General features: G+C 60.9%; 25 protein-coding genes. 12 read left to right on the top strand and 13 right to left on the bottom strand.

All coding sequences use genetic code 11. The features are described 5' to 3' along the window. Window positions 1-136: 136 nt before the first annotated feature. The 5 genes from M8312_RS00760 to M8312_RS14400 all read right to left on the bottom strand — a co-directional run bounded on the left by M8312_RS00760 (window position 137) and on the right by M8312_RS14400 (window position 6331). Entirely contained in the window at window positions 137-1957 is a 1821-nt protein-coding gene (locus M8312_RS00760; protein WP_250118497.1) for a TniQ family protein, read from the bottom strand. Then, on the bottom strand, window positions 1954-2883 hold the full coding sequence (locus tag M8312_RS00765) for an ATP-binding protein (protein WP_250118498.1): 930 nt from the start codon (window positions 2881-2883) through the stop codon (window positions 1954-1956). The genes M8312_RS00760 and M8312_RS00765 overlap by 4 nt, the downstream gene beginning before the upstream one ends. Continuing rightward, complete coding sequence (locus M8312_RS00770) at window positions 2880-5078, bottom strand: integrase catalytic domain-containing protein (RefSeq protein ID WP_250118499.1); 2199 nt, start codon at window positions 5076-5078, stop codon at window positions 2880-2882. Before M8312_RS00770 ends, M8312_RS00765 begins: the two co-directional genes overlap by 4 nt. Window positions 5079-5330: 252 nt before the next feature. After that, entirely contained in the window at window positions 5331-6206 is an 876-nt protein-coding gene (locus tag M8312_RS00775) for a hypothetical protein (RefSeq protein WP_250118500.1), read from the bottom strand. After that, complete coding sequence (locus M8312_RS14400; protein ID WP_284070187.1) at window positions 6203-6331, bottom strand: hypothetical protein; 129 nt, start codon at window positions 6329-6331, stop codon at window positions 6203-6205. Before M8312_RS14400 ends, M8312_RS00775 begins: the two co-directional genes overlap by 4 nt. A gap of 136 nt (window positions 6332-6467) precedes the next feature. On the opposite strand from M8312_RS14400, the gene M8312_RS00780 reads away from it, so the two are divergent. After that, window positions 6468-7643 carry a hypothetical protein gene (locus M8312_RS00780; protein ID WP_250118501.1) on the top strand — a complete coding sequence of 392 codons (1176 nt, stop codon included), beginning with the start codon at window positions 6468-6470 and terminating at the stop codon, window positions 7641-7643. Here M8312_RS00780 and M8312_RS00785 read toward each other — a convergent pair. Further along, window positions 7640-8500, bottom strand: coding sequence for a hypothetical protein (locus M8312_RS00785; protein ID WP_250118502.1), 861 nt, complete (start codon window positions 8498-8500; stop codon window positions 7640-7642). The genes M8312_RS00780 and M8312_RS00785 overlap by 4 nt on opposite strands. Before the next feature lie 82 nt (window positions 8501-8582). Then, the gene (locus M8312_RS00790) at window positions 8583-8879 is read right to left on the bottom strand and encodes an ArsR/SmtB family transcription factor (RefSeq protein ID WP_250118503.1); all 297 of its coding nucleotides are present in this window, start codon (window positions 8877-8879) and stop codon (window positions 8583-8585) included. A gap of 181 nt (window positions 8880-9060) precedes the next feature. On the opposite strand from M8312_RS00790, the gene M8312_RS00795 reads away from it, so the two are divergent. The 11 genes from M8312_RS00795 (at window position 9061) to M8312_RS00845 (ending at window position 20229) form a co-directional block, all read left to right on the top strand. Then, window positions 9061-9765, top strand: coding sequence for a hypothetical protein (locus M8312_RS00795; protein WP_250118504.1), 705 nt, complete (start codon window positions 9061-9063; stop codon window positions 9763-9765). Next, window positions 9765-10427 carry a hypothetical protein gene (locus M8312_RS00800; protein ID WP_250118505.1) on the top strand — a complete coding sequence of 221 codons (663 nt, stop codon included), beginning with the start codon at window positions 9765-9767 and terminating at the stop codon, window positions 10425-10427. The genes M8312_RS00795 and M8312_RS00800 overlap by 1 nt, the downstream gene beginning before the upstream one ends. A gap of 81 nt (window positions 10428-10508) precedes the next feature. Continuing rightward, window positions 10509-10859, top strand: a complete 351-nt coding sequence (locus M8312_RS00805; RefSeq protein ID WP_250118506.1) for a hypothetical protein — start codon at window positions 10509-10511, stop codon at window positions 10857-10859. 64 nt (window positions 10860-10923) lie between these two features. Beyond that, window positions 10924-12285: a TolC family protein gene (locus tag M8312_RS00810; protein ID WP_250118507.1), complete on the top strand. Its 1362-nt coding sequence runs from the start codon at window positions 10924-10926 to the stop codon at window positions 12283-12285. Then, window positions 12282-13466, top strand: coding sequence for an efflux RND transporter periplasmic adaptor subunit (locus M8312_RS00815; RefSeq protein ID WP_250118508.1), 1185 nt, complete (start codon window positions 12282-12284; stop codon window positions 13464-13466). Before M8312_RS00810 ends, M8312_RS00815 begins: the two co-directional genes overlap by 4 nt. A gap of 4 nt (window positions 13467-13470) precedes the next feature. After that, a complete protein-coding gene (locus M8312_RS00820) occupies window positions 13471-16713 on the top strand; it encodes an efflux RND transporter permease subunit (RefSeq protein WP_250118509.1) in 3243 nt (1080 codons plus the stop codon). Then, window positions 16710-17033 (top strand): DUF190 domain-containing protein, encoded by a 324-nt coding sequence (locus M8312_RS00825; protein ID WP_250118510.1) that lies wholly within the window; start codon window positions 16710-16712, stop codon window positions 17031-17033. Before M8312_RS00820 ends, M8312_RS00825 begins: the two co-directional genes overlap by 4 nt. Before the next feature lie 641 nt (window positions 17034-17674). After that, entirely contained in the window at window positions 17675-18361 is a 687-nt protein-coding gene (locus M8312_RS00830) for a ZIP family metal transporter (protein WP_250119803.1), read from the top strand. 70 nt (window positions 18362-18431) lie between these two features. Beyond that, on the top strand, window positions 18432-18815 hold the full coding sequence (copM, locus tag M8312_RS00835) for a CopM family metallochaperone (RefSeq protein WP_250118511.1): 384 nt from the start codon (window positions 18432-18434) through the stop codon (window positions 18813-18815). A gap of 86 nt (window positions 18816-18901) precedes the next feature. Next, complete coding sequence (locus M8312_RS00840; RefSeq protein ID WP_250118512.1) at window positions 18902-19750, top strand: cation diffusion facilitator family transporter; 849 nt, start codon at window positions 18902-18904, stop codon at window positions 19748-19750. 323 nt (window positions 19751-20073) lie between these two features. Further along, window positions 20074-20229 (top strand): hypothetical protein, encoded by a 156-nt coding sequence (locus tag M8312_RS00845; protein WP_250118513.1) that lies wholly within the window; start codon window positions 20074-20076, stop codon window positions 20227-20229. Window positions 20230-20887: 658 nt separating this feature from the next. Here the strand turns inward: M8312_RS00845 and M8312_RS00850 are convergent. From M8312_RS00850 to M8312_RS00875, 6 genes are all read right to left on the bottom strand, one after another. Then, window positions 20888-21484, bottom strand: coding sequence for a hypothetical protein (locus M8312_RS00850; protein ID WP_250118514.1), 597 nt, complete (start codon window positions 21482-21484; stop codon window positions 20888-20890). Between the two features lie 186 nt (window positions 21485-21670). Continuing rightward, complete coding sequence (locus tag M8312_RS00855) at window positions 21671-22087, bottom strand: hypothetical protein (RefSeq protein WP_250118515.1); 417 nt, start codon at window positions 22085-22087, stop codon at window positions 21671-21673. A gap of 442 nt (window positions 22088-22529) precedes the next feature. Further along, window positions 22530-23174, bottom strand: a complete 645-nt coding sequence (locus tag M8312_RS00860) for a DsbA family protein (protein ID WP_250118516.1) — start codon at window positions 23172-23174, stop codon at window positions 22530-22532. Window positions 23175-23236: 62 nt separating this feature from the next. Continuing rightward, window positions 23237-23770 (bottom strand): DsrE family protein, encoded by a 534-nt coding sequence (locus tag M8312_RS00865; protein ID WP_250118517.1) that lies wholly within the window; start codon window positions 23768-23770, stop codon window positions 23237-23239. A gap of 2 nt (window positions 23771-23772) precedes the next feature. Next, window positions 23773-24963 (bottom strand): L,D-transpeptidase family protein, encoded by a 1191-nt coding sequence (locus M8312_RS00870; protein WP_250118518.1) that lies wholly within the window; start codon window positions 24961-24963, stop codon window positions 23773-23775. Between the two features lie 140 nt (window positions 24964-25103). Further along, a complete protein-coding gene (locus M8312_RS00875) occupies window positions 25104-26453 on the bottom strand; it encodes an ATP-binding protein (protein WP_250118519.1) in 1350 nt (449 codons plus the stop codon). Between the last annotated feature and the right edge of the window lie 3 nt (window positions 26454-26456).

Genomic DNA, 26456 nt, shown 5'->3' on the forward strand with positions numbered 1-26456 from the left:
ACTTTTTCATCAAAGAGCATTTGCTCAGAGATGCTCCTAACTCGATCAGGTTTTCACAAGGTTGCTCCTAAGGAAGCCAAGCACAAAAAAACGGGCCGCTAATTCCAGCGGCCCGTTCCTTCCAGTTGACGTCGGTCTAGCTGAGATTGAGCAGCGCGATCGCGTCAGATCGGCAGAAGCCACCCGGATAAATCTGTTTCACGCCAGCAGCCTTTGCCGCGAAGTAAGCGGCCTGCTTGGACTTTCCGAGGCGCCAGCTTAATTCGGCGGTGCTGATGTATCGCTGGGCCAATCGTTGGACATCGTCGTGCGGCACAACGGGCGAGCGCGACCCGCGCGGCGTATATTGGCTCGAGAGCAGTGCTGTCGCCTGAACCGGGCCAAGATTGAGTGTTTCGGCCGCATCTCGCTTTGACATGGTGACGGCGAAATCAGACGTGACCAGCGTTGGATCGAAATGAACTTCGGCCAACACGGGGACTGCCGACGCTGCGATCTTGATGCGCCGAACTAGAGGACCAGGCCCTGCCTCAAGCTCATAGTCGAGACCCCCGTCCAAGAACCGTTCGAAGATAACTCCCCAAGGTTTGAGCCGTCCACCGATGCTGGTCATTGCGATTGGCAAGCGGACGGTTTCGACACCCAGAATCTGAGAAAACTCTTCGAGGCGTCGGCACAGACCTTCGACCGACTGGCGACTAACGGGGCGCCAGTGATACCTCTCTTTGAAGTAAGGATGAGTGACCTCGTCAATCAGACGGAGAGCCAAGAGCTGCTCGACCCCATGGGCGCTGATGCCCAGCTGAGACCGGGCGGTCTCGAGCGAGATCCGATCCTTGCAACCGTCGTTTAGCGAAGCGATTTCGATGGGGCAGAAGGACGCGAGTGGTCTGTCGCGGCGGATAGCAAACTTGGTTTTGAGCACACCGTCACGTCGCAAGGTCGAAAGTCGGGATTGTTTCAGACCAAGCTGGGCCGCCGCTGGCGAGAGACCGATGAATCGACCTTCATTAGCAGGATCGGCGATATCGACGGAACGACACAGCTTCTCTGCGACGGTGCAGACGATGGGATCGGCTGGCGTGGACCGACTGCGCCATAGATTGAGAAAGCGCATGGTTTCGCCTTCATTGCCGTCATCACGGCCGTGCCTCGGCGCGAGCCGGTCAGCGGCAAGATCGAGGAAGGCATGGGGCCAGTGGGATAGGATTTCCCATGCCTTTGCCATCGAGCTGGACAGCGCCTCGGGCTGCCCGAGGTGGGTAGTGGTCCGGCTCAGCGTGATTTGTGGGTCGATCACCTTCATGATTCGGATGAGGAGCTCATAGGCGGCGGCGGTCGTCATCGTGTCCAAGGCAGGTGAGAGGCCGGCCAAAGCCGCTTTGCGAACTTCTGGGCAGGGGCTGAACAGGTTCACAACATTGGTCAGCGCCGCTCGCTCGGGTTCGGGGACGAAGCCGCCGGCGCCTTGTGAAAGGTCGGCGAGGCAGCGATCGCAGCGATCGATGCCAAACGTCCGTACCCATCCTTGCAGAGCGCCGCATGAAGACCGGTGACAGCGGTTCTGGAGATATTGCCAGCTCTCCGGACAAAACGAGATGGTGCGCACCATCCACGTCGTTCGATGGTGCGGCGAGATGCTGAGGCTCGCAGGCGCGAAGCGCCGTTCGAAGACCTCCAAGTCTGTTTTGCGGATGATCGTCCCATTGATCTCTCGCGAAAGTCCGTCGCTGGTGAGCGGGAGCCGGCGCCGTTCCAGCTCAGATATCGAAAGACCGACGCGCTCAGCGATGGAAGCAAGATCACGGCGCTCGTTGAGAGCGGCATCTTGCGCGTTGGGATATTCGACACCGCCGTGGCCGGTCACATCGATCATGCTGTCGATGAAGTTTGCAGCAGCCCACCGGTGCAGGAGGCTGTTGAGGGACTCGCCGACGATGGGAACGACCGATTTCACGACTGAAATCCGTCGTGGAACGGGTTGTAGTCAATGCGCCGATTGGCGATCGACCAGTCATCCACCGCGTCGCTCACGTCGTTCCACGAAATCGAGGCTTCGCCTGCACGAACGATGGCGATGGCCGCTGTTTCGATGATGCGGCAGAACTGGCCGATCAGACCATTGGCGCTTTCGTGGAGGAGGCGAAGCTGGTCTTCGTCCGCAACCAAGCCCGAAAGGGCCTTGGTAACGCCGGACGAAACGAGCGCGTGATCGTAGCGATCAACGAAATCACAGAAGAGCGATCGATCGTCGCTGTCATTCCAATCGAGCTGGCCCATGGTCACCGGGACGTCGAGGCGATTGGAGAGATCACTCGCAGATTTGAACACGTCGTGCGCTGACTCATGTCCAAGGAAGGCGACCGCGCATAAGCCGGCCTCCATCATGTCCTGCACCTTGGCTGCGATGACCGGGCTCATGGTCGGACGGCGGGCTGCTCGCTGGAATTCGTCCAGCACCAGGATCTGGACGCCCCGATCGGGCAGGCAGTTCCAGACGCGCTCCCAGCGTAAGCTGGCGGAGCCTCGATCTGGTCGAGGCTCCCCCAAGGCGCGAAGGATGTCCGTGCCGACACTCGCGAGAGAGCCGTCGGGATCGACCGTGGCGATCGCGATGGGCAGGGTGCCCAAGGCCTTACCCTCATCGGCGAAGACTTTCTCGGCGTGGTCGCGGGCCGCTGTGGTCTTTCCCGCGAACGACGGACCGAACAGGTGCACGCCACGCTGTGGACGGCCACGGGTCAGCTGTGCGGTTTGCCGCAGTTCGTCGATTGCGACCTTCAACTCGATCTGTGGAGCATAGGGTAGCGAGATTTCGCCAATAGCGAGGCGCGCACGGGCCACGCGATCGTTACGATCGCGCATGTTTTGAATGGCGCTCATGCTGCGTACTCCCCACCAGCGGCCCGCGAGCGCTTATTGCGCTTGATCGGTGCTGCATCCCCCTTGGAGGCGGTGTCGGGAAGACTGCGCCGATCTGAGCGACCCTTTGCAGGTGTCCGGCGGTGCCGGGGCGGCGCTCCGGTCATCACTTCGACGTCAAACGCCGTCTGCGAAGCCTGGTCGTGGGTGATGAACCCGTCGGTAGGGACAGCCTCTGCAACGTCGAAGTCCACGCTCACGATATTGCCGGTAAGCTGGCGAATGCGCGGATGCTCGTAGAGGCGGGCGAGTTCGGCCTTTTCGCGGGCTTTTGCCTTCGGGGCGACATCTTTGATGGCGGCAATGCGGACAGCGCGGAACTCGAGCCGCTCGTCCTCAGAACAGAATGCCCGGCCCTCGGCGGCGGCACGTTCCATCAGGCTTTGATGGAACGCCAGCGGCATGCCGTCACTGTAGGACGCATCCTCACATTCCAGTGTCACGTAGGTGCGGGTGTGGCGGTTCCACGCGTGGACCGTCGCGATGTTGGAAGGGTCGAACTTGACCTTGGTGGTGATGCCGACGGCATCGTCCTTCTTGCGCCGGGGCTCAAAGCGCAAATTGTCGTTGAGGAGAGTGGGAACGTTCCGGACGGAATGATACCGCAAGCCGAAGATACGGGCGCCAGAGTTCGTGATCCGTACGTTTTCTTCGACTTCCATGATGTTAATCATGGCTGCGCGGATATCGCACATGACATCGATGCCGTGCGCATTGGCCGAATTTTGAAACATGAGGGCTGGAGGGCGATTGTCGATGCCCTCGTGAGGAGCAACATTATACTCGCCGGTGGTCCAGTTCGCGCGAGCCTCCAGTCCGAGTAGAGTTACTTCGGCTTTGGCTTGCGGTTCGTTCTTGGCAATGCGGTTGTATTGAATGCTTTTTGTGTGACCGGGCAGCCCTTCCAGGAGCCAGACGGGAATGGTGCCGAAAGCTCGTTCGCCAATCGCCTTGTAGCGCGGCTTCTTGATGGGAGCGTGGCGAATGCTGATGCCGGTGCTGCGGGCAAAATCGCGCATGCTCTTGCAACGAAACTCGACGCCATTGTCGACGATGATTTCCGTCGGTCGACCACAAAGCCGGCGCAGGATCGGAAAACGCTCAACGAGGCGCGACGGCGGCCGCTTGGGCAGCAACATACGCCGCACGATCTCGAAGACCGTCCAGTAGCTCGGCGGAAGGAGGGTGACGAGCGCGGCAAGGCAGGCGCGCGAATGCACGTCGATGGCCAGCGTGAGCCACGCGCGCTCGGCGCACCATGGCTTGGCTTCATCCGAGACGATGAAACAGTCGAGCTCGGTGTGATCGATGATCACACGCTGCAGGATGCGATTGGCGGTGAGCTTCTTTCCCGCCCCCTTGTGCTTGGCTTCGACGTAATCGGGGCCATGCCGCGCCTCGTCGATTTCGCTCCCGATGATCTTCCGACAGGCGCGCCGGAAGGTTGCGTAGCTGAAGCACCGGTAGGGCGTATCCGGTGCGGGATAGAAGGGATGATGCCCATTGTTGACCAGGGTCAGCTCTGCGGAAGCGAGTGCGAGGTGGTCGATGAATGAACCTTCCGTCGCCGCGCAGCGCATAGCATGCTTCTGTTTGATCTGCTCGACCACGTCGTTGAGCCAAGGCGCACGGGGCACCTTGCCGTTCATCCGCACCATGTCCTTGCAGGTGCGGCGGCCCTTCACCCCGCGCTCACTGCGCCAACGCCTGATGTTGTGAATGTTGTCGTGTTCGCCGTATTTCTGCCGAAGTTCGTCGGTCCAAAGGTGAGGCAATGCGATCTGCATTGCCTTGATGCCGTTCGGAACATTGTTCTCGTCGAGCAACTCGCATTGCACGAGCATCTTCTCCGAGCCGGGATCGAGTGCGAGGCAGTCGGAATGGTCCCACTCAGTCTTGGCAGCGATCTTCTGTGCATTGAGCAAGGGCTCGGGATAGATTTCACGGAGACGCCCCTGGATCTTCAGCTCGTCGAGCGCCTCGGGCGTCGGATAGCTGATGGTGCCGTCGTGGTCAGGACAAAGAAAGGGCTGCCCGGTGATGACGTGGATGAGGTGAAGCCGTCCCGGGACCGGTGACGGCTGGGGATGGTACTGGGCGCCATCGATCTCGAGAAGCGTGTTGGCCGGATAGTTGTAGTGAGGCAGCTGGCTCATGTGGAATTCCTATGTTGATGGACGCAGGTCGGCCTTCCGCCGACCGTATCGGTCTCGGTGTGAGGTGGTCGCGGGTGGGTGGTGTGCTTCGCTGTAGTTACGAGCGCGGCCGAGACTAGCTTGAGTCGATGATCGCCGGTCTGATCGGCATGCCAATGAGGCAAGCGTTGACGGTCAATTGACACGTCAAAGGGGTCTCGAGCGGAACCGGAGATTTGAGGGCCTCCGCAGCCATGAGGCAAGAGACCATGCTCAATGGATCTTCACGAGAGTCCGGTCGCTCAAGTGACCGGTAAGATCGATCTCAAGCTTTCGGCGCACACAGAGCGCCTGCATGACGGCTTTACCAAGCGGCGGGAAATCAGGCTCGAGCAGCGCTGCCATTGCGCCATAGGTCGTGACATCACCCTCCTTGGCGGCGAAGGCATCGATTGTCCGCAAGTGCTTTGGCGTGACGGTGGTGAACGCCCTCCCGGCAAAGAGTTCGATGTTATCGCGATGATGGCGATCAACGAACACTTCGTCCGCCATGACGACCTCGAACTGGAAGCCAACCCGGCGACAAATTTCGTGAACGCCTGCGAGGGTCAGGCGATAATCGGGGTCGCGCAATGAACGTTCGTCGGCCTTGTTCTCGATGATCCGACGGGTCCCGTCGGCCATCATGATTTCCACGTCGCAAGTGTATTCGCGCCAGCGGCCGTCCAGCATGAAGCAAAAGCGGCGAGCTTCTGACTGCGCCCATAGAACGTCGTGGTCGCACTCGGCTTTGAGCAGAGTGTAGAGCTGGGTCATTCCTTCCCAGTGCTGAAGGCGCTTGCGTTTCCAGCTCGGGAACCACCCGGTTTCGTGCCCGGACGCGCCACTCATCAATCGCAGCGATCCACCGTCGGAGCTGACCTTCATCTCGGCGGTAAGGACGAAGTTTGGGTCAGCCTTTCCTTCGAGCGCGCTGGCGGCGATGAGGTTAGCGCGGGACGGGAGAATTGACGGATCACGCATTTGCAGCGGCAGCGGCAAATCTCTGACGATTTCCTGCGAGACCGGAATCGAGATCACCTTCGCTCGATCATTTTGGCCATCAGCAGCGAAAGTGCCGCCGTCCGTCTTGCGACGGGTCTTGCTCACGAACGAGCCGAGCCATGGTGGCCGATCCAGCGCCCGCGCCGTTCGGCACCGCGCCGTGACCACTCGGGCACGTCCCGGACTAGGTAATTGGACGCATCTTGCAGCCGAAGCGCTTTGACGAACATGCGAAGAACGAACAACGGCATAAGCGCGATAACCTCAATCGTAAAACCAATACAGTGCACATAATAAAGCTTGGGAGCTTGTGCAACAGATAGATTCTACGTTGATGAAACCGGGAAGACACGCTAAGGTAGATGCATGGCAGACGACGAACTGAATGAGCGCCTCCTTCCGCTCCTGTCGCACTATCTTCCCGAGGGGAGCGAGCGGAGCCCTGCCGGCGAGCTTCGAGACATCCTCGCGCTTCCCCCCTCTGTGAGGGAGGCGATCATTGCTCGGCTCGAAGCGATCGCGCGGTTCGACAAGGAGCCGGGCACCGCGAGCGCAGACGCGGAGGCGGCTCGCCTGGGTATGAAGCGGCGAAACTTCTATAATCTGGTCGCACGCTTACGCTTGGACGGGCCGATCAAGGCTTTGTCGCCTTCAAAGACAGGTTATCGTCGTCCATCGGCTTTGGAACCAGGTTTGGGTGACTTGGTCGAGCAAACCATCGGCAACGTATTGCGCGGTGATCCCAGCAGTTCGGCAACACGGGTGATTGAAGCGGTCAGATCAGAATGCGATTTGCATCAGATCAAGCCGCCAAGTGATCGCACCATTCGGCTGCGGCTTGCCGCGCTGCAGGCGAAGAATATCGCGCCTTTGGCTGGTGATGCCTTGCTCGGACGCGAGATCCTGATCGATCAAACGGCGGCAGCATTTGTGCTGACCGGAGAGGAGGAGAGGCTTGGCCTGATCAACGTGGTGGCCGATGTCGGCACACGGTTGATTCTTGCCGTCGGCGTGGGTCAGTGCGGAAAAACAGATTCCGGCCTGGCGCGGCTTCTTCTGGATTGGGAGACGCGCCGCAGCACGCTGCCTTGGGATCGCTTCGAAAACGTTATTTGGCCCGAGACCATTGAGTGGATCGTGCCTGACGAGCTTGCAGACGAGGCGAGACAGTGGAGCCGGAATGCAGCGCTCAGTGACATCACGGCCCTAACAACGACAAAGGGCGAACGCCGGCACGGCCGTCGCCTGACTGCTGTTCTTGGTCGAAAACTTGGTTGGCTAGATTTTCTGCCCCGTCGCACCGAGCACGCCCTCGTTCCGGCTTCGGAGGCGGCCGCCAAATTCCCGAGGCTTGAAGCAAATGAGGCGCAGGCAGCGATTGCGGCTCTTGCTACAGCATGGAACGAGAAACTGGCCTCCGCGAGCCCCCTGCATCGTCAAGATTCAAACAATCACGGCTTGGGTTGGGTGTTTGGTAGCCTGGAAACAATGCTTCGGCATTCAGCCGAGTGGCACGCGCTTTTGCACGCCACCAAGCGCTAACTTTGACGTGATCCGAGGTCGCAACTGAATGCTGCCGGCAATCGGAACGGGTACAGGACCTCGCGGTCCGCGTTCCAGAGCGCGATCGAGTGGGCCACAGTCTTGCGCGCGTCCTCAAGTCGCACGGGGGGCACTTCCGCGATAAGGGTGGTAAGGCGCTCATGATTGAGGCGGGGACGCATAGGGACACGACCGATCTGTGCCATGCGTTCGAAAAGGAAGTTGCCCTTCGAGAGCTGTTGCATGTGACGGCCGCTCGTCTTCACGCCGGCAGCACGCAACGACTTGCGTAGCGGACCCCAGTGGCGTTTCGTCTCGCTGTGCATGGTGATCGCGGGCACGTTCGCAAATGGCGAAGATGAGGTTTGTTTCGCCCAGTCGAGTAAGGCCTCGAGGGTCGACGCCGGTGAGGGCGGCTCAAGGCCAAGGCTATGACCAAGGATTGCTCCATTGGCGCGGTCGATCACCACGGAAAGGTAGGCCGGAGCCTTTCCCATCGGAGTCTTGATTGCCAGTTCCAGTCCGGTGTGATCGATCGCAAACCGTTCGTCATCGGGCAGGTCGCTCAGAACTCGGGCATTCTTTTCTCGCCGCTTTTTGACGAGAGTTCGTTTGCTAAAGTCCGTGCCGTCAGGATGATTTCGCGGCGCTCTTACGACTTTAGGCGATGGATTGTTCGACCGCTGAAGCATCGAATAAAACGCCCGCCGCTTGATGTTGAGCTTGGAAGCTGCCTCGTCGACGTCCGCGACGGTCGGCGATGGAAGGGAGCGATAGTGGGCAAGCACCGCCGCCACGTCGAGCGCCCGCGACCAGTGTTTGGGCGCGAGAGAAGTCAAGCGACCATCTTGCGTCATTTTCATACCTCCGAAGTGTTCGGAGGCGAAACTTGAACTTACTTGGTGTATACCTGCTCGGCTCGGCGTGAACCTGTATCGTCTAATTCGCGGATCGAACGTCCAGGCACTCTATCCTTAGAAAATCGAGGAGCGCCTGGAGTGAACCTGTATCCAGACGATAGATGATTGATCGGCCGCAACGCTCCGTGCTGAGAAGCCCAGACCGGGCAAGCAAACCGAGGTGGTCGCTCAATGTATTTTGCTGCACCTGAAGTTTGCGAGCGATTTCGCCGGCCGCAAGACCTTCCTTACCTGCTGCGGAAAGCAGGCGAACGACTGCCAGCCTCGTGTCGAAGCCAAGCGCGCCCAATGCCGCAACGGCATCCTTTTCTTCCATCGTCCTCATCGCCCAAGATGTTCCCCAACATCGAACCGGGCTGACGTTCTTCTAGGCGGGCCGAGGCCAATGCGCTAGAGCGACACGAAATAATATCGTCGTTTCGGGATACACCGAAACTTAAGAGCTTGGCGATTATCAATGCGTCTCAGGGCCGCTGCTGGCTCGCGAAGGCAGGACGATGACGAGATTTGAGCGACGTACAACCAGCGCGCATTCCATGGGACGCTTGCGGCCGCGCTTTCCGACGCCTGACAATCCAACCCGTTTGGGATTGGCTGACATTCGCGTTCTTAGCGTGGCCGTAGAGACAGGGGCGCGTTTTGTTCGTGACCGCCTTGAGGGTGATCCGCTGGATTGGCTCTTCGGCGCTAAGTCGCTGTTTGACGGTCGCAGTGCGGTGGCGACGTGTCGGCATGAGGAGGGCTTTCGCCGCGCCATTGTCTTTCACGGCCTCTCGCTTGGGTCCGACGTGCATCCATCTGCCCTGGAAGGATTGCCGGCGTCAGATTTTCTTAGCCAGGGGGCCAGAAAGCGCCTCAACTACGTTGCAGAAGCATCGACCGGCGGACCGAGAGCGAATCATTCGCCGCTTGCTCTTTTCACTGCAGTAATCGCAGCCGAAACCCGGTCTGGTTGCGTCCAGATTTATAGCGGAATGATCGCTCACGCTGAGGAAGAGGTGCGGCGTCGACTGCGCATGCGATATGGAGCTGTCCTTGAGGGCGAGGCGCGCATCCAGCGTGGTTTCGATTGGAGCGAGCCTCTCGCGGCTGCGCTCGTGTCAGGCGCGATGGCTCATGTTCTAACTGTTGCTCAGCACGATCCTGAATCGACTTTCGCTGAAGGGCTCGATTTTCACGTCGAGCAAAGGTTCGCGAATTGATGGTCCGCAAGATCGATGGGGCCGGGGATGAACGCGGTGACGTTCCACGGCCGTCCTCAAGCCACGATGCTGAGCTGCACGAATGGTCGTTCATGAAGGTCGATGATGCGACTGTGGCGATAGGGCGGGTGTTTCGGGACAGCAAGAAGCGCTGGCCCGACGGCTATGCAATTGTCACCTCAGCGGTATTGAAAGGTTCGCGCCGCACTAACGGCGTGATCACCACCATGAACACGCGATACCGTCTCATTGGCCCATCTGGTCAATTGAAGGGGCTCAAAGAAGCCAGCGCTAACCTCGCGCGCCGGGTCGCGATCGAGAACGATGCACAACTCTTTGACCTGCTCGCCGCCGCTTGGGCGATGGACGATGAAACTTTCGAGAAGGTCGCCGGCCTTCCCTCGAAGTGGATGTGGCAGTGGCGCCATCATTATCGATCGCCTACCGATGATGATCTCGTGTTGGTCCGGCGCCTAGCGCGGTTTCATGCATCGCTCAGATTGGCTTACTACCGTCAGCCACATTACGGTGAATGGTGGCGTCGGCCTTGGCGCGGAGATAGCCTTCTAGGGGGTCGATCGCCGTTGGAGGCGGTCCTCTCTGATGGCTCGATCATCCTCGATCAGATGGAAAGGTATTTCCGTTCCTCGGTGGGATGGTGATAATGTCCCATCTACCGTAGATGACAGCCGTACAGAATGAACGACTAGCAGGGCACTCCGGTCGCTGCTAGGAGCCTCCCAGTGAGGCTCTTGCTGAACATCTTTGCTTTCGTCGCGCTCGTCGTCTCATTGGGAGCGGCTCCGATGGCGCATGCGCTAGAGCTTCCTGACATCAGCATCTCTGCTCAAGCGCCCATTGGTGAGCAGGTTTCAGCGGGTCATGCGCCGGGTGATTCCGACCAGGTGCCAGCGGACAGTGACAAGAGCTACCCACATCACCACGGCGGTTGCCATAGCGACCACTTAGCCGAACCGGTCAAACTTCCGGCATCATCGTGGATGCCGAAGCTGCCTAAATCGCTGGCGTATCACGTCGCATCAATTCTGCCGGGATCAGCGGCAGATCCAGCTTTGAGGCCTCCGCAAGCCTGACGATCCGCTGACCCCGCCGGCTTGCCGCGCGGGGAAATCATGATCCGTCAGGAGTCCTCATCTCATGTTACGCACGATCGCGGCCGTGTCGGCTGCGGCGTCCCTCGCCTCGATGGCAGGGGCACAGGTGTCGTCATTGCCGGGCGTACCGGCAATCGACGCCCAGATACCATCATCACTCTTCTCGCTGAGCCGAGCACTCCAGGTTGGCAACGTCGCGCCAGCCTCATCGCCCGACGGCGTGGCGACGGGCACCGCCCTTGGCTCCGAGGTGGCAGATGGAGCAACCGAGTTACCATCGGTCGGAGCCGCTAACGCCGGTGTTGCGGCGGCGACGGCCGCGCGGAGCGTGGCCGGCCTTCGCCCAAACCCTGAAGTGCAGGCGCAGGTCGAGAATGTCGCTGGAACCGGTGCCTATCGCGGTCTGCGCAGCTCAGAAACGACGGTTGGCGTCGCGCTTCCTCTTGAACTTGGCGGCAAGCGGTCGGCGCGGGTCGCCTTGGCGGATGCCCGTCTGACGCGCGCACGAATTCAGGCGGAGATTGCGCGAGCCGATCTACGCCTCCGTATCACGCAACTCTACGTGGCGGCAGCCGCTGCCGAACGTCGCTCGGAGGTGCTGCGAGAGCAAGCTGCCATCGCGGGCAATGCGCTCCGCATCGCCAGCGAGCGGGTCAAAGTCGGCGACGTTGGTCCAATCGAGCAGCAACGGGCCGAAGTGCTACGGGTCAACGCGCAGATCGCAGCTGACAATGCCGCCCGACAAGAGCAGGCCGCTCGCCTGAGCTTGTCTACGATCCTTGGGCAGCCTGTAGATGGGCCGCTCGACCGTGCTTGGTTCGACCGTATTGATGACGTGGGGCCGTTGCGCTCATTCTCGGTGGACGAGACGCTGACGCTTGCAGCAGCGCTGGCTGACATTTGGACAGCGGGCGCTCAGGTTCGGGTGGCACGGTCGTTGCGAGTTCCGGACGTGACGGTCAGCGCCGGAGCGAGGCGGCTTTCGGCCACCAATGACACCGCTGCCGTGTTTGGCGTCGCAATTCCAATTCCACTGTTTAACAACGGTGGAGCCTTGATTGCGCAGTCACGGGCTGAGCAGACGCAGGCCATCGCGCTGCGGAGCCTTGCAGTAGTGGAAGCGCGACAGGCCATTGCCAATGCTCAGGCCGAGGTCGCCAACGCCGGGGCCACTGCACGTGCCGCCGGCGGTCCAGCCCTTTCTGCAGCGCAGGAAGCGGCGCGGATCGCGCGGGTCGGCTACTCGGCGGGTAAATTCGATCAGATCGCGCTGCTCGATGCCGAGCGCACCCTTTCGCAAACACGCCAAACCTACATCGACGCGCTTGCCGCCTATCACGACGCGCAGGCGCGCCTCGACCGGCTCACGACGCCGGCCCCCCATATTCCTGGAGACAATCGATGATCGATCAGGATGCCAGTCAGAAGCGGCGCCTGCTTGGCGGCGCGACCGGGATCGCGCTCTTAGCCGCCCTTGGCGGCTTCGCACTCGCAAAGTTCAGTACCGACACCCCCCCCGCAACCGAAATGGCGAGCGGCAACGGTTCCGCGCCGGCAGCAGCGGAAAATAAGACGCCCGACAGCCTAACGATGACGCAGCAGGCCATCAGTCAGGTGGGCATCGCGACGGAGACCGTCCGTGCGGGCGGCCTTGGGTCCGAGATCATTGCGCAGGCAATCGTGAATGCCTCGCCGCAAGGGGAGGCGATTGTCACCGCCCGCGCGGGGGGCGCAGTCACACGGTTGTTCAAGCGATTGGGAGATCCAGTCCGCGCCGGGGAGACCTTGGCGATCGTCGAGAGCCGAGATGCCGCGCAGATCGCCGCCGATCGCAGCGCGGCAGCAGCCAAGGCCGTGCTGGCGCAGAAAGCACTGGCGCGTGAATCCTACCTTTATCGACAGAAAGTATCGGCACGGGTCGAGCTGGAGCAGGCCCAAGCTGAGGCCGCCGCCGCCGCTGCAGAGGCTCGGCGTGCGAGCGTAGCCGCAATCGCTGCGCGGGTAACGGCGAACGGGCGCGGCGTAGTCGTTTCCAGTCCAATTTCCGGGCGGGTCACATCCGAGAACATCACGCTGGGCGCTTTCGTCCAGCCGGAAACCGAGTTGATGCGCGTCTCTGATCCGTCCAAGGTTCAGATCGAGGCGGCCGTCGGGCCAACCGATGCGCAACGCCTTGCTCGCGGCGATCGAGCGATCATCGAGCTGCCCGACGGACGGGCGATCGAGGGGCGAGTCCGCGCTGTAACGCCGGCGCTCGCGGCAGAAACCCGCTCGGCGACTGCAGTTCTAGATGTGCCGGGAACGCTGCAGCCGGGGCTGGCCGTGCGAGTGCGGTTGCTTCCCAGCGGCGCTTCAGTCTCGAACGCCATCGTCGTGCCCGAGGATGCCGTCCAATCGCTGGAGGGCCGAGACGTGGTCTTTGTCCGCACAGGACAGGGATTCAGGGCTCAAACAGTGACGCTCGGGCAGCGCAGCAGCGGCCGTATCGAAATCTTGAAAGGTCTCGAGCCGGGAAGCGTGATCGCGACCACAAATGCATTCCTGCTCAAGGCCGAGCTCGCCAAGGGCGCCGGTGAGGAGGAGTGAGCCGATGATCGCCAACCTCATGGCGCTCAGCGTGCGCGCACGCTGGGCGGTAGTCGCCCTGTTTCTCGTCGTCGCCGGGCTGGGCCTGTGGCAGCTAACCAAGCTGCCGATCGACGCTGTTCCCGACATCACGAACAAACAGGTCCAGATCAACACCGTGGATCCTCGCCTATCACCGGTGGAGATCGAGAAGCTCGTCACCTATCCCGTCGAGATATCGCTGGCCGGCATCCCCGGTCTCGAAACGACGCGCTCCATCTCGCGCAACGGCTTCAGCCAAGTCACGGCGATCTTCACCGACAGCACCGACCTTTATTTCGCCCGACAGCAGGTCGGCGAACGGCTTCGGCAGGCGACAGAGAACCTCCCGGACGGCGTGCAGCCACAGATCGGGCCGGTCACGACGGGTCTCGGCGAGATCGTGATGTACACCGTAGGTTATGCCAATCCCGACGGTCGCGGCGCCAAGAAGGTTGCGGGCCAGCCCGGCTGGCAGCCGGACGGCAGCTATCTCACGCCAGAAGGTGAGCGGCTGATCGATGCGACGGCCAAGGCCAGCTATCTGCGGACAGTTCAAGACTGGATCATCAGTCCGCAGCTTCGTTCGGTAAGCGGCATCGCCGGCGTCGATTCAATCGGCGGCTATGCCAAGACGTTCGTTGTCGAACCTGATCCGGTAAAGCTCGCCAGTTTCGGTATCTCTTACAGTGAACTCGGGCAGGCCCTCGAAAACGCCAATCTGGCGGTTGGCGCCAACTACTATAACAAGGGCGGCGAGGCGTATCTCGTCCGCGTCGACTCTCGCGTCCGCACCGTTGACGAAATCCAGAACGCCGTCGCTGCCACGCGCGGCGGGGTGCCGATCACGATCGGCCAAGTCGCCAATGTGAAAGTCGGTGGCGATCTGCGGACCGGTGCCGGCAGCATGAACGGCCAGGAAGCCGTGATTGGCACGGTGTTGATGCTGATCGGTCAGAACAGCCGCATTGTCGCGGAGGATGCCTCCAAGAAGCTCGATCAGATCGCCAAGACGCTGCCGCCAGGCATTCAGGTTAAGGTTGTGCTTGATCGCGCCAAGCTGGTCGGTGCCACGGTCGGCACCGTCGAACGCAATCTCACCGAAGGCGCAATCCTCGTCGCGGCTTCCCTGTTTCTGTTGCTCGGAAACTGGCGGGCAGCCCTGATCGCCGTTCTCGTCATCCCCTTCTCATTCCTGATGATGGCGATGGGCATGAACGCGTTTGGGGTGCCCGGAAACCTGATGAGCCTCGGCGCGCTCGACTTCGGCCTGATCGTCGACGGCGCAGTGATCATCATCGAGAATTGCCTGGCGCGGCTTGCGCAACGGCAAGAGCATGAAGGCCGCCTGCTCAATCTTCGCGAACGTCTTGAGGAGACGATGCGAGCGGCGCAGGAGATGATCAAGCCGACCGTCTTTGGTCAGGCCATCATCCTGCTCGCCTTTGCTCCGTTGCTCACCTTCACCGGGGTCGAAGGCAAGACCTTCTCACCGATGGCGATCACCATCATGCTCGCGCTGGTGGCGGCGTTCGTCCTCGCGATCACCTTGGTGCCGGCGATGGTAGCAATCCTGATCCGGGGTAAGATTGCCGAAAAAGACGTGTGGCTGATCCGCAAAGCCAAGGATCGCTACGTCCCGCTGCTCGACAAGGCGATCGCACGGCCATGGCCATTCATCCTTGCCGGGCTCGCCTTCTTCCTATTGGCCTTTCCCGCCTTCGGGCTGCTCGGCTCGGAATTCATTCCTCAACTCGATGAGAAGAACCTGGCGGTCGCCTCAACACGCGTGCCGTCGGTCAGCCTCGAACAATCGCTCGCTATGCAGCGGCAGGTCGAGGCGGCCGTGAAGAAGCTGCCCGAGGTCGAGACCATGTTCTCGAAGACCGGTACGGCCGAGGTCGCGACCGATCCGATGCCGCCCAACGTCTCTGACGGCTTTGTCATCCTCAAGCCTCAGGAGGAGTGGCCGAAGGACGTAGAGACAAAAGCCGATGCGATAGCCAGAATCGAAAAGGCGGCGGGTGGGCAGCTCGGCAACCTGTATGAGGTTAGCCAACCGATCCAGCTTCGCTTCAACGAATTGATCGCTGGTGTTCGCGGCGACGTCGCGATCAAGCTCTACGGCGACGATCTCGACAAGATGTCGCAGGCCGCGAATGAGATGGTTCGGGTCCTTCAAGGCATTCCAGGGGCGGCCAGCGTGAAAGCCGACCAAGTGGGCGGTGCGCCGACACTCGACGTCAGGCTCGACCGGGTGGCAATCGCCCGGCTCGGCCTCACCGTGCGGGATGTCGCCGATACGGTGGCGGCGGGGCTGGGAGGGCGCGAGTCGGGACTGGTCTATGAAGGCGATCGCCGGTTTGATGTGACCGTACGCGTCCCAGATGCGACGCGTGCCAATCTTGACAGTATCCGTGCACTCCCAGTGCTTCTTCCAGCAATGGAAGGTCGCCCGCGCAGCCAAGTGCCATTAGCGCAAGTCGCACAGATCCGGCTGACCGAGGGACTTAACCAGATCAGCCGCGAGAACGGCAAGCGGCGCGTCGTTGTCCAGGTCAACCTTGCCGGCCGCGACGCCGGTTCGTTTGTCCAGGAAGCGCAGGCGAAGGTCGCCAAGGTCAAGTTGCCGGCGGGCTACTATCTCGAGTGGGGTGGTCAGTTTGAGAACCTGCAGGCGGCTTCAAAACGCCTGTCGATCGTCGTGCCACTCTGCTTCGCGGCGATCTTCGGCCTTCTCTACCTCGCGCTCGGCAGCTTTGGACGTGCCGGAGCTGTGTTTCTCGCGGTGCCGCTCGGGCTGGCCGGTGGCGTTTTCACGCTTGCATTGACAGGCATTGCCTTTTCGGTCTCGGCCGCAGTGGGCTTCATCTGTCTTGCCGGTGTCGCGGTGCTCAATGGTCTGGTCGTCATGTCGGCGATTCGGGAGCGAAGCGAGAACGGAGCGCCTCTCGAAGAAGCAATCCGAGAAGGGATGCGCGAGAAGATGCGCGCTGTGGTCATGACCGGGTTTGTGCCGGCAATCGGCTTCGTACCGATGGCGCTTGCCCATGGCACGGGTGCCGAGGTCCAGAAGCCGCTTGCGACCACCGTCATCGGCGGCCTGATCGCGGCGACGATACTGACCCTGCTGGTGCTGCCGGCCATCGCCCGGGTGGTGCTCGGCAAGTCCGAGCGCAGCATCTCGGAGCATCCCGCACCAAGCGAGACTGAGGAGGCGTTCGCATGACCGTCCATAAGCTGCTTCGCATCTACACCGACGAGAGCGCCTTCAGCGGTGACCGAAGGCTCTTCGAGGTCATCGCCGAACGTGCCCGCGACGCCGGGCTTGCCGGTGCAACGGTGCTCGATGCGCGGCTTGGCTTCGGCAGGTCCGCGCATGTTCGACGACGACACATCCTCGAGAACGAGCGATCGGTTGTCATTGAGATCATTGATGAGGAGGCAAAGCTTAGGTCGTTCGTGGCGAGCCTTGCCGGTTTCCACGGCATCGGCCTCATCACAGTCGAGGCAATCGAATTGATCTTTCTGCCGACGGAGGCTGCGTGATGCCTCCAAGGCTTAGCTTCGAGCTTCGTACGGCGAGTGCCGACCATCGCTGTGGGCAGAATTGCTGGAGGAAATTGTGAACCTCCAGCGCGTCGTTCTGACCGTAGTGCCCAAGGGGCGGCCGCGTAAGTGGCCGCATCGCCGTGGGTTAGCGCTGGCGACGCTTGTCGGCCTGAGCGGACTTGCCGCATGCAAGGGTCAACCGGACCTGTCCAAATCAACTCCCACCAATGCGGCCACGCCTGCCCCCTTCGGGCAAGCCCTGTTGCGCTGCGACGACGGTACCTCAGTCGAAGTGGACTTGCTTGATCAAGGCCTTCGAATGGCTGTCACTTGGTTGCCCCGAGGACCGACCGAGCAGCTTAATGCCTTGAACGCGGGAGGCACGTTCGTTGGCAAGCGAACGCGCGCCACGATCGTCGGCAGCACCACGGCCTTCCAGGTTGCGGGCGGTCATATCCGCATTTGCCATCGACAGTCCCGATGATCTTCACTGCTCCCCGGACGGCCCGGCATCGCCTTCCCCCGCGATGTGGTGTGCGATCCCCCTGTCGCACGCTGACGGTGGATGGGCCGAGCACCGGCTCGAACCAAACCACCGAGCCGACCTTTACTTGCAGTCCAACCTCGGAAGCGATCCTATGCTCGCGCTGACCTACACCATCATTCCAGCATTAGCCGTGGTGCTGGGCGCCATCGTCTCAATCCTGCGCAAGCCGGGCCCAAGCTTTACCAGCGCAATGCAGCATCTTGCCGCTGGCGTCGTGTTCGCTGCGGCGGCAACCGAAATCCTGCCACAAGTAAAGCATGAGGGCAGCCCCACCGCGACGCTCCTAGGAGGAGCTGCCGGCGTGGCCGTCATGCTTACGCTCAAGAGCTTCGAATCGCGGTTTAAGGGACCTGCAGCCCTTCTTGGCGCGATCGGCATCGACATCTTGATCGATGGGCTGGTGCTGGGACTGGCCTTCGTCGCCGGCGCAAAGGCGGGTGTGCTGCTGACGGTCGCGCTTACGCTTGAGGTGCTCTTCCTCGGCGTCACGCTGACGACTGAGCTCGGAGAGACAATTAGGTCTCGCGTGCTTGTGATGCTGATCGTCATTGGTCTGGCCCTGCTCATGCCAGTGGGGACCTTGATCGCATTGCCGGTCGCCACCCTGTCGCCCGTCGTGATCGCGGGCTTCCTAAGCTTCGGCCTGATGGCGCTGCTCTACCTCGTCACTGAGGAGCTGTTGGTGGAGGCGCACGGAAAGCCAGACAGCCCTTTGATCAGCGCCTTCTTTTTCGTCGGCTTCCTCGCCCTTCTCGCAATCGAAGAACTGGCCGGGTGAGCTGCGAAGTTAAGTCGATGCTTCACCGGTTCCCGACGCGATTTTCGCCCCCACCTTCAAGGAAAGATAGATGCTAATTCCACGTCGAATTTTGACTTATATCGGCGTTTTTGCGGCTGTGCTGAGCAGCAACGAGGTGGCGGCTCAACCGTCGCAACACGGGCAGCACAATCGTCCAGCCGCTGAGACGGATACGGCAGCAACAACCGCCTACCGCGCTGCGAATACGCGAATGCATGAAGCGATGGACGTCCGCTTCACCGGCGATGCCGACGCTGATTTCATGCGAGCGATGATCCCCCATCACGAAGGCGCGATCGCGATGGCGGAAATTGAGCTGAGATACGGCCGCGATCCAGCCGTGCGGCGCTTGGCACGAGAGGTCATCGCAGCCCAAAAGCGCGAGATTGCTGACATGCGCGCTTGGCTCGCTAAGAAGGGCAGCGGCAAGTGAGCAGCGTCCATAGCCACGCCACAGACGCTCACAGTCACGATCACGGCGCAGGCGGACATAATCATGCCGCTGGCGCCAATGCGAAGATGCTGAGCTGGGCGCTCGGACTGACGACGATATACCTCGTCGCAGAGGTGGTGGGCGGCTTCGTCTTCAACAGCCTGGCGCTGCTATCGGACGCCGCGCACATGATGACCGACGTCATGGCGCTCGTGATCGCGCTCTTGGCAATCCGCCTCGGCAAAAAGGCACCCGATGAAAAGCGAACCTTCGGGTATCGCCGGTTCGAGATCTTGGCAGCCTCCTTGAACGCGGTGCTCCTTTTCGGGGTGGCCATCTACGTCTTCGTGGAGGCGATCAAACGCTTCACCGCCCCTCAGGAAGTTCAATCTTGGGGGATGCTGATCGTTGCCGCGATTGGCCTCATCGTGAATCTCATCTCAATGCGACTGCTAATGGCAGGCAAGGATGCCAGCCTGAACGTGAAGGGTGCCTATCTCGAGGTATGGGCTGATATGATCGGCTCTGTCGGGGTGATCGCTGGTGCGCTCACCATCCGCTTCACAGGTTGGACGTGGGTCGACCCAGTTGTCGCGGTGGGAATCGGGCTGTGGGTTCTTCCGCGCACGTGGGTTTTGCTGCGTGACACGGTGAACGTCCTTCTCGAAGGTGTGCCGGCCGGCCTGAAGCTCGCGGAAGTGCGTTCGTCGATTGCGGCTACGCCCGGCGTGTCTGAGCTTCACGATCTCCACATTTGGTCGATGAGCAACGACGAGGTGAGCTGCACGGTGCACGTCGTTCTTCAGGAGGGAGCTGATCCAGACGGCACGCGCTCAGCTGTCCAGGAGATGCTGCAGGCGCGATACCAGATCGAGCACAGCACCATTCAGACTGAGGTTTCTAAGGCCAGCTGCGTTGGGCGGCTCCATCCGTAGGCACCCCAAGATGTCAGGCCACTCGAAAAAGCAAACCATCAGGCATGGACGCGTAGGCCAGCTCTACTTCAGTCCTCTCGGTTCGCAATATGATTGTGTGAGGCGGACTCTCGCTGCGCAGGGCGGTTCGTGTAGCCGAACGACCCTCTCCAAGGCTCTGGCCGCATATCCCCAGATGCAAGGGAGGGTGCAGCAAGACTCGCGATTGGCCGCGTTGCTTTCCAACATGCGCCATAGCGGCGAGATCACGCTTGCTGGCGACACGGTGAGCTTGACGGAGCGAGCCATCAAGAGACTTCGCCAACAAATCGGAGAGCCCCCGCATGAAGCGTAACCGGTCATTGCTGGAGTTGGTGTTTTTCCTAGTTGTCGGCCTCCTGATTGGCGCGGCGGCCTTCTTCGCGTGGCGAATGCTCGACAGCTCCGGACTTGAGCAGAACGACATGGTTCTCGACGCCCGTGCGGCTCAGGACCGCTAGTCGACAGAAGGCGCAATTCCATCTCGAATTCGGATAAATCACCGAGCGCGCGGCTGACGGAGCAGCACGGAGGATGCCACGAATTCAAGACCGGACTGTCTGATTTTTGGGCCAAGTCTCGCCCTTCGCTAAGGGCGAAGCCGTCAGTCGGCTGTCGAGAACCCTCCGCAGAACGCAGATAATGCTCGATACCTGTCAGCGAACTGTGATTTCGCCTTTTATGCCAGATGCTCCGTGCAAGGTGTGCGAGCAGCGCAGCGGATAGCGGCCCGCGACCGGTGTGAGCGCAATTCTCACAATCGAATGGCCGGGAACTTCGATCTTGCCGTTCTGGACAAGCAGCTCAGACGAGGGCTCAAGACGTGCCGCCGCGAAGAAAGCGGGTGCTGCTAAGCTGTGCCCGCCAGCGCTGCTGCTCGTGAGCCGCAGCACTGGCGGGACCTCGCGCGAGGTCTCTTTCCGGCCAGCTGCCGCCACTCAGGTCGGCGCCTCGAGCGCCCGTTTCTGGTGGAATCCGGAGCGGCTGCTTTCGAGCGAGACCAGGGCGGAAGCAGCCGTTGGTTCAGCATTCCGCGATAGTCTACTTCGACCCATCGCCGTCGTTAGTATCCCCACCCGGCGGCCGACACTGGGGCCTAGCTCTTTACCGAAAGGGGCGTCACTGACGCGCAAACATAGGCCCGAGCTGCTGTTCAAGTGAGTCATGGATCTTCCGCCAATTGGGCAGATCAGTCTTGTTGATATAGGCGCGAACTCCGCTCGGGACGCCCGCCAACGCGAAATCCTCGAGGCAAGTCGAAATGTCGGCGAATGGCGCAACGACCTGCACGCTCCTGTTGCAGGTGATGTTCACCGCCGGCTTCGCACTGAAATAATTCGCGCTGAAGCCCTGTATCTCGTTGCGGTCGGTAGGTGACGGAACCGCGACGACGCGCAGGCCATTGCCGTCGACGCGCTCGTCCCGAAGGTCCCGATGCATAACGCCCACGACGAAATCACGATGACGAGCTTCGATGCCCCGATCGTTGATTGGCACGCGGTGGCGATCGACCTCGACAGTGATGTAGCGGTCCCGGTCGCGGCGTACCTTAAACCGCGACTCCGGCTTCATATGCACAAGCCGCCAAGTCGTGCGGTCCAGCGCGACATCGAATGAAGCGATCTGACCTTCGGGACGATGCTCGACCCGTGACGAAGGATCCCAAATGTCTTCGCCTTCGTACATCATGCCGCCGAGCAGCAGGTCGGATGGCACTGCGACGATGAGCCGCCCAATTCGACCGCGCGCAACAGTCTCTGACGGCTCCGCATGACAGGCACTGACGAGTAAGACTCCCGATATCGCAAATACAAGGCCGAACACGACCACAGCGCATGCGAGCCGTGAAGATACGGTAGGCTGTTCATCATGCGTCATCGACGTCATCCACCAAGCGCCGCTTTAGTGAATACGGTATCGACTTGTCGGACAGACGTTCTTCCACATGGCCAACGCGTCTCCCGGTCGAATGTAGGTTATTACGTCTCCGTTTTGCCAACGAGAGAACCAGAAGCTCCGGCCATCGAAGACCTTTGCTACGTCCGCATCGCTGACAGGCTCGTTGTCGCGCCGGATTGTGACGTCCCGATCGCCAAGGCCGCAAACTTCATACCAGGCCTTGCCCACGAGTATAGGAGCTGCGCTGCAGACATGCGTATTCGCGTCCATGATCTGTTCGGCGGCCAACCCGTCGCTGCTTCCTTGTAAGACTCGCACGACTTTGATCTTTAGCTTGGCGACATATGTCGGCTCGCACTCGTCTCCTGCCTTCCTGCGGCACTCCACAGCTTTTGCTGATAAAACCGTGCCGAGGAACATCGAGGCTGGCGAGCAAACCATCTGCTCTACAGTGGCGGGGCTTGTTGCAGCACCGGCTGAAGCCAGCGCCGCTGTCACAACTGTAGCCCGCCCTACAAAACGCATTTATTCACCATCTTGCCTGCTAAGTGACCAAACGACCATGGCGCGGATAGCGGCTGCTTTCCACCCATCGCAGACATCGATGCTACTGCGAGCTAAGCGGCTGGTAATGGTGGGAAGCGGACTGGCTGCTCTCGGGCGGCGGACAGGTGAAAGCGGACATCCGTTCACAAAGAAGGTCGCGACAGCAATGCGCCCATTGCTGCCATTCCGACTGCAGGTTGCGGCTCCGATTAACGGACGTTCGTTCAAATCCGAAAACAGCGGCGCGGCTTTGCGGACTGCGCCTCTGCTAGCGGATTTGAATTCGTCACCGGCTCGCATGAACCAAGAGAAAGGCTCAGAGATGCCTCGCGCTCGCGAAAACCTGCGAGAACTCTGCAGTCGCGTGAGCGCCGACGAGCAAAAGACCGCCGATCAGATAGCCAGGCGTGCCAGGTAAGTGCAGCCACGATGCGTCGAGATTTGTTTGCTCGATCCGGCGAGAAATCTCTGGACCGTGGGTGACCAAGTCCTTCCTCAGGTTTGTCGCATTCAGGCCGGCAGTTTGGGCTATTTCTATCACCTCCTCGGAGGTGAGCGCCGCTGTCGACTTCATCAACGCCTGATGAATTGGCAGATATCGTCCTTGGTACGTCGCGGCGAGAGCCGCCCGGGCGGCTTCGATCGAGCGCGATCCGAAGATCGGCCAGTCACGGTAAATGATCCGGGTTTTGCCGTCGTTCTCGATTGCCTCAGCGAGCTTCGGCTCAGCAAAGCGGCAAGCGGGGCATTGGTAATCTGTAAAGCAGACCACCGTCAGGTCGGCGTTATCGGGGCCGTACACTGGCCAGTTATCGTCCTCCAAAATGGTTCGGGCGGCTGCGCTGGCTCTCACGTCTCGCGCGAGCGGGGCCGATCGCTGCAAGGCCACGCTTGCGGCACCGCCGACCACCGTCAGACCGGAAAGTGAGATGGCCTCACGCCGAGTTAGAGAACGAGCCATCAAGCCTCAGGCAAATTAGTCGAGCGACGACACAGGGAGAAGGAGTGACGCGCTCATTGGGATCAGTCGGCTACGACCGCCCATCCCTTCAATTGTAGCGTTGTCACCGTCACCATTGCCGAAAGGTCGACCGCAACCATCGGCAAAACGTCTTCGTGATGTAGCTTCAGCGCCGCCAACGCTTGCCCGCAAACATGGATTTCGGCCCCGGCAGCAACGAGTTCCTCAATCAATTTCTGATTGGGGTTCGCGACGCCAGATTTTTGGCGAAAGGCGGCTTCCCTGAGAACGAGTGGGGTCGCCGTACCCGACACGATCACCATGATTTTCGTGCGAGACCTTGCCACGCCGGCAGAACGCATCAGGTTCATAAACCGCGCGGCCCTCAGAAGCCCGGGGTTGAGATCGTCCGGCGACTTCGCTGCGTTGGAGACATTGAAGGCAACTCGATAGATCAATGCCGGATCGGGCTGCATTGCTGCCTGCGGCAACGGAGTGATCGCTCCAAAGTCGGGCACGGCCGGAGTGGGTTTGCTGCCTGCCGCTTCGGCTTTCAGCGGAAGCGCGGCGGTGAGCAGAACGATGAGGGAGCGCATGATCAAGACGCGAGTGCTCCTATGCGAGGTGTCGCCAGCTCATCCTTACCGTAGATGTCTTTCTGCGCGACGATTTGCCCGCTTATCGGAAAGGCGGTGAGATAGGTAAGGTAGACCGGGACGGGTTGAGGCAGCGGCATGTACTTGTCTGTTTCGGTCACATTCGGATCCAAAGGACGACCGAGCACGAGGCGGGCGAGACCGTCGGCATCCTCGAGACGCACGCAGCCGGCGCTGGCCAATCGGTCGTCCCGCTGGAACAGGGCTCGACCTGGCGTGTCGTGAAGATAGATGCCCATCTCGTTGGGGAACTTGAAGACGATCTTGCCCAAACCGCTCGTCGGGCCAGGCTTCTGGCGCACATAGGCTTCTCGTTTACCCTGCACGACGGCCGTCCAGTCGATGGCAGCGGGATCGAGCACCTTGGCATCGGCGGCGAAGTCGGAAAGCACCTCGTAATTCTTGTTGCGAAGGTAGGCGGCGCCTTCCTTGAGCACACGGGGTGCCACCTTCTCGCGGGTGATGTCGGTCGGGATGTGCCACGAGGGATTACGTATCGCGTAGCGCATCATTCCGGCCATTACCGGCGTTTGTGTGTGCGTCAGGCCGACGATCACCTTCATACTCGTGAGCACATGGTCACCTTCGCGAACCTCGAGCCTGGCCGACGGAATGTTGACCAGGACGTATCGTGCCGGTCCACGTGGCAGGACGCGGGCGCGCCGGAGGTTCAGTTTCAGCAAGCGAGCGCGGGCAGGATCTACTGTCTGAGCCAAGTCCTTGCGCAGTTGCCCGTAGATGGGGTTCATCCACGCCAGCGTCTCGATGTAACGCTGCACCGACCCACTCTCGCTTGCGCGAAGCAGCAAGATCGTCGGACGAACGGGGCGTGGGCGCGCTGCAGGGTCGACGTACGTCACTCCCGTATCAGCACCCCGGGCGAGATCGGCGGCGAAGCGAACAAACGCGACGGACAGCGCAACGTCCATCGCTCGGCGATCCTGACGAGGGTCCGCCAAGGTAATTTGCGATAGCCGACGTAGCTCGGCGACATGGTAAGCCTGCGGTGAAAGCCCATCGAGGTCGCTGCTGTCGAGCAGCGTCAGAAGGGTACCGATTGCGGCGGGGGTCCAGAAGGGACGGTTGCGCGGGTAGCGATGGAAAGCCTGCGCTTCGGCCACGATCTGCGACATCGTCGGTGCGACTTGAGCATGAGCGGAGCCCGCTCCCAGCATAAGAGGCGCCACGGCGATCGTAGAGAGGGCTGTAGAAATCATGTGAGGCCAAGCTCCGTAAGAGCAGGGCCAGATGTAAGGGCTGCCTTAAGGCAATCTTAGGCCTGCTCTCGGACCGCGTCGGGTTGAAACTGCAAGGAAGCTTCCAGCCCCCCACTCGTGCGATTGGCGAGCTTCAACGTCGCGCCGAAGCCTGCAGCGACCAGCTCGACAATGGACAGTCCCAAGCCACTTCCCGAACCCTTCGCGCCACTGCCTCGGACGAATCGCTCCCGAATTCGGGAAAGCTCGGCAGGCGGAATGCCGGCCCCCTCGTCAAAGACCTGAATAGCGAACATGCCTTCGTTCCGGGTCACGCTGACCCTCACGTCCGAGCCTTGAGGGGAATGCTCGACGGCGTTGCGGATGAGATTACGTAGCGCGAGGGTCAGCGCGGCTTCATCAGCGCGAATGTCCGCGTTCGCAGCGGCCGCATCCAGCCTTAGCTGCACCTGGCGACGTTCCAGGAAGGTCTGTGCCTCTTCGGCAATCGACTGGAAGACGCTCGAAAGCGGTATCCAGCCTGGCGCAATCTCACTTGTTCGCGCTTCTTCCCGCGCCAGATCGAGCAGCTGCTCGACCAGTCGCGAGGTGCGGTCGACCGAGGTCTCGATGCTGCGGAGCGATCGTTCTCGCAGCGTTGGGTCGTCCGTAGCAAGGGCAATCTGCGCGTGAGCCTTCAACCCGGCCAAGGGCGTCTGCAATTCGTGAGCGGCGCTGGCGATGAAGTGGCGCTCGCTTGCTCGCAGTTCGTCAAGCCGTTCGAACAGGCCGTTGATCGCGCCCACGAGCGGGGCGAGTTCGCGAACTGGCTCTTCGACCTCAAGCGGCCTGCTTTCGTCCGGCGCACGCTTAGACAACTCGTCTGTCACGCGGCGCATTGGCGACAAACCCTGACCGATTGCGGACCACAAGAGGACTGCCAGGGCCAAAATCCCCACAACGGCGGGTACCAGCAAGCCCTTGAGGACGTCGGCAATCAGATTTCGCCGGACCTTGAGATTGTCCCCTACAAGGATCCGCAATCCTGCCTGCGGTTCAACGAGCGAATAGACACGCCATTGCTCGCCCTTGATTACCTTCTCCGAAAAGCCGTCTTTGGTCATCGACAGGGGGATCATAGGAGCACTTCCCGACCGTCCGACAAGGCGGCCGTCGAGGGTCCATATCTGGCACGAGAGCTGACGACTGACATGCACCGGCGCTGCATCTTTGCCGCCGCCAGGAACGGCTTGAAGATTGGACGCACTGTTCCGAGCGAGCGAAGCCACCATCCCTGCCGCCTCTATGAGACGGTTATCCAATACCCTCTGCACGTCGTTGCGCGTGCTGATGTTGATCCACGCCGCCGCCGCCGACCAGACGAGCACGGTTCCCGCCAGGAGAAGAACGAAGAGGCGCCAGCGCATGGA

Source organism: Sphingomonas sp. KRR8 (assembly GCF_023559245.1).
Lineage (GTDB): Bacteria > Pseudomonadota > Alphaproteobacteria > Sphingomonadales > Sphingomonadaceae > Sphingomicrobium.

Coding starts and splice junctions, on each gene's coding strand:
- M8312_RS00820 (WP_250118509.1), top strand. CDS start 13,471: ATGATCGCCAACCTCATGGCGCTCAGCGTGCGCGCACGCTGGGCGGTA.
- M8312_RS00790 (WP_250118503.1), bottom strand. CDS start 8,879: ATGGAAGAAAAGGATGCCGTTGCGGCATTGGGCGCGCTTGGCTTCGAC.
- M8312_RS00765 (WP_250118498.1), bottom strand. CDS start 2,883: ATGAGCGCCATTCAAAACATGCGCGATCGTAACGATCGCGTGGCCCGT.
- M8312_RS00855 (WP_250118515.1), bottom strand. CDS start 22,087: ATGTTCCTCGGCACGGTTTTATCAGCAAAAGCTGTGGAGTGCCGCAGG.
- M8312_RS00860 (WP_250118516.1), bottom strand. CDS start 23,174: ATGGCTCGTTCTCTAACTCGGCGTGAGGCCATCTCACTTTCCGGTCTG.
- M8312_RS14400 (WP_284070187.1), bottom strand. CDS start 6,331: ATGTTCGTCAAAGCGCTTCGGCTGCAAGATGCGTCCAATTACCTAGTC.
- M8312_RS00810 (WP_250118507.1), top strand. CDS start 10,924: ATGTTACGCACGATCGCGGCCGTGTCGGCTGCGGCGTCCCTCGCCTCG.
- M8312_RS00840 (WP_250118512.1), top strand. CDS start 18,902: ATGCTGAGCTGGGCGCTCGGACTGACGACGATATACCTCGTCGCAGAG.
- M8312_RS00845 (WP_250118513.1), top strand. CDS start 20,074: ATGAAGCGTAACCGGTCATTGCTGGAGTTGGTGTTTTTCCTAGTTGTC.
- M8312_RS00785 (WP_250118502.1), bottom strand. CDS start 8,500: ATGACGCAAGATGGTCGCTTGACTTCTCTCGCGCCCAAACACTGGTCG.
- M8312_RS00865 (WP_250118517.1), bottom strand. CDS start 23,770: ATGCGCTCCCTCATCGTTCTGCTCACCGCCGCGCTTCCGCTGAAAGCC.
- copM (WP_250118511.1), top strand. CDS start 18,432: ATGCTAATTCCACGTCGAATTTTGACTTATATCGGCGTTTTTGCGGCT.
- M8312_RS00780 (WP_250118501.1), top strand. CDS start 6,468: ATGGCAGACGACGAACTGAATGAGCGCCTCCTTCCGCTCCTGTCGCAC.
- M8312_RS00875 (WP_250118519.1), bottom strand. CDS start 26,453: ATGCGCTGGCGCCTCTTCGTTCTTCTCCTGGCGGGAACCGTGCTCGTC.
- M8312_RS00815 (WP_250118508.1), top strand. CDS start 12,282: ATGATCGATCAGGATGCCAGTCAGAAGCGGCGCCTGCTTGGCGGCGCG.
- M8312_RS00825 (WP_250118510.1), top strand. CDS start 16,710: ATGACCGTCCATAAGCTGCTTCGCATCTACACCGACGAGAGCGCCTTC.
- M8312_RS00870 (WP_250118518.1), bottom strand. CDS start 24,963: ATGTCGCAGATCGTGGCCGAAGCGCAGGCTTTCCATCGCTACCCGCGC.
- M8312_RS00770 (WP_250118499.1), bottom strand. CDS start 5,078: ATGAGCCAGCTGCCTCACTACAACTATCCGGCCAACACGCTTCTCGAG.
- M8312_RS00795 (WP_250118504.1), top strand. CDS start 9,061: ATGACGAGATTTGAGCGACGTACAACCAGCGCGCATTCCATGGGACGC.
- M8312_RS00800 (WP_250118505.1), top strand. CDS start 9,765: ATGGTCCGCAAGATCGATGGGGCCGGGGATGAACGCGGTGACGTTCCA.
- M8312_RS00830 (WP_250119803.1), top strand. CDS start 17,675: ATGCTCGCGCTGACCTACACCATCATTCCAGCATTAGCCGTGGTGCTG.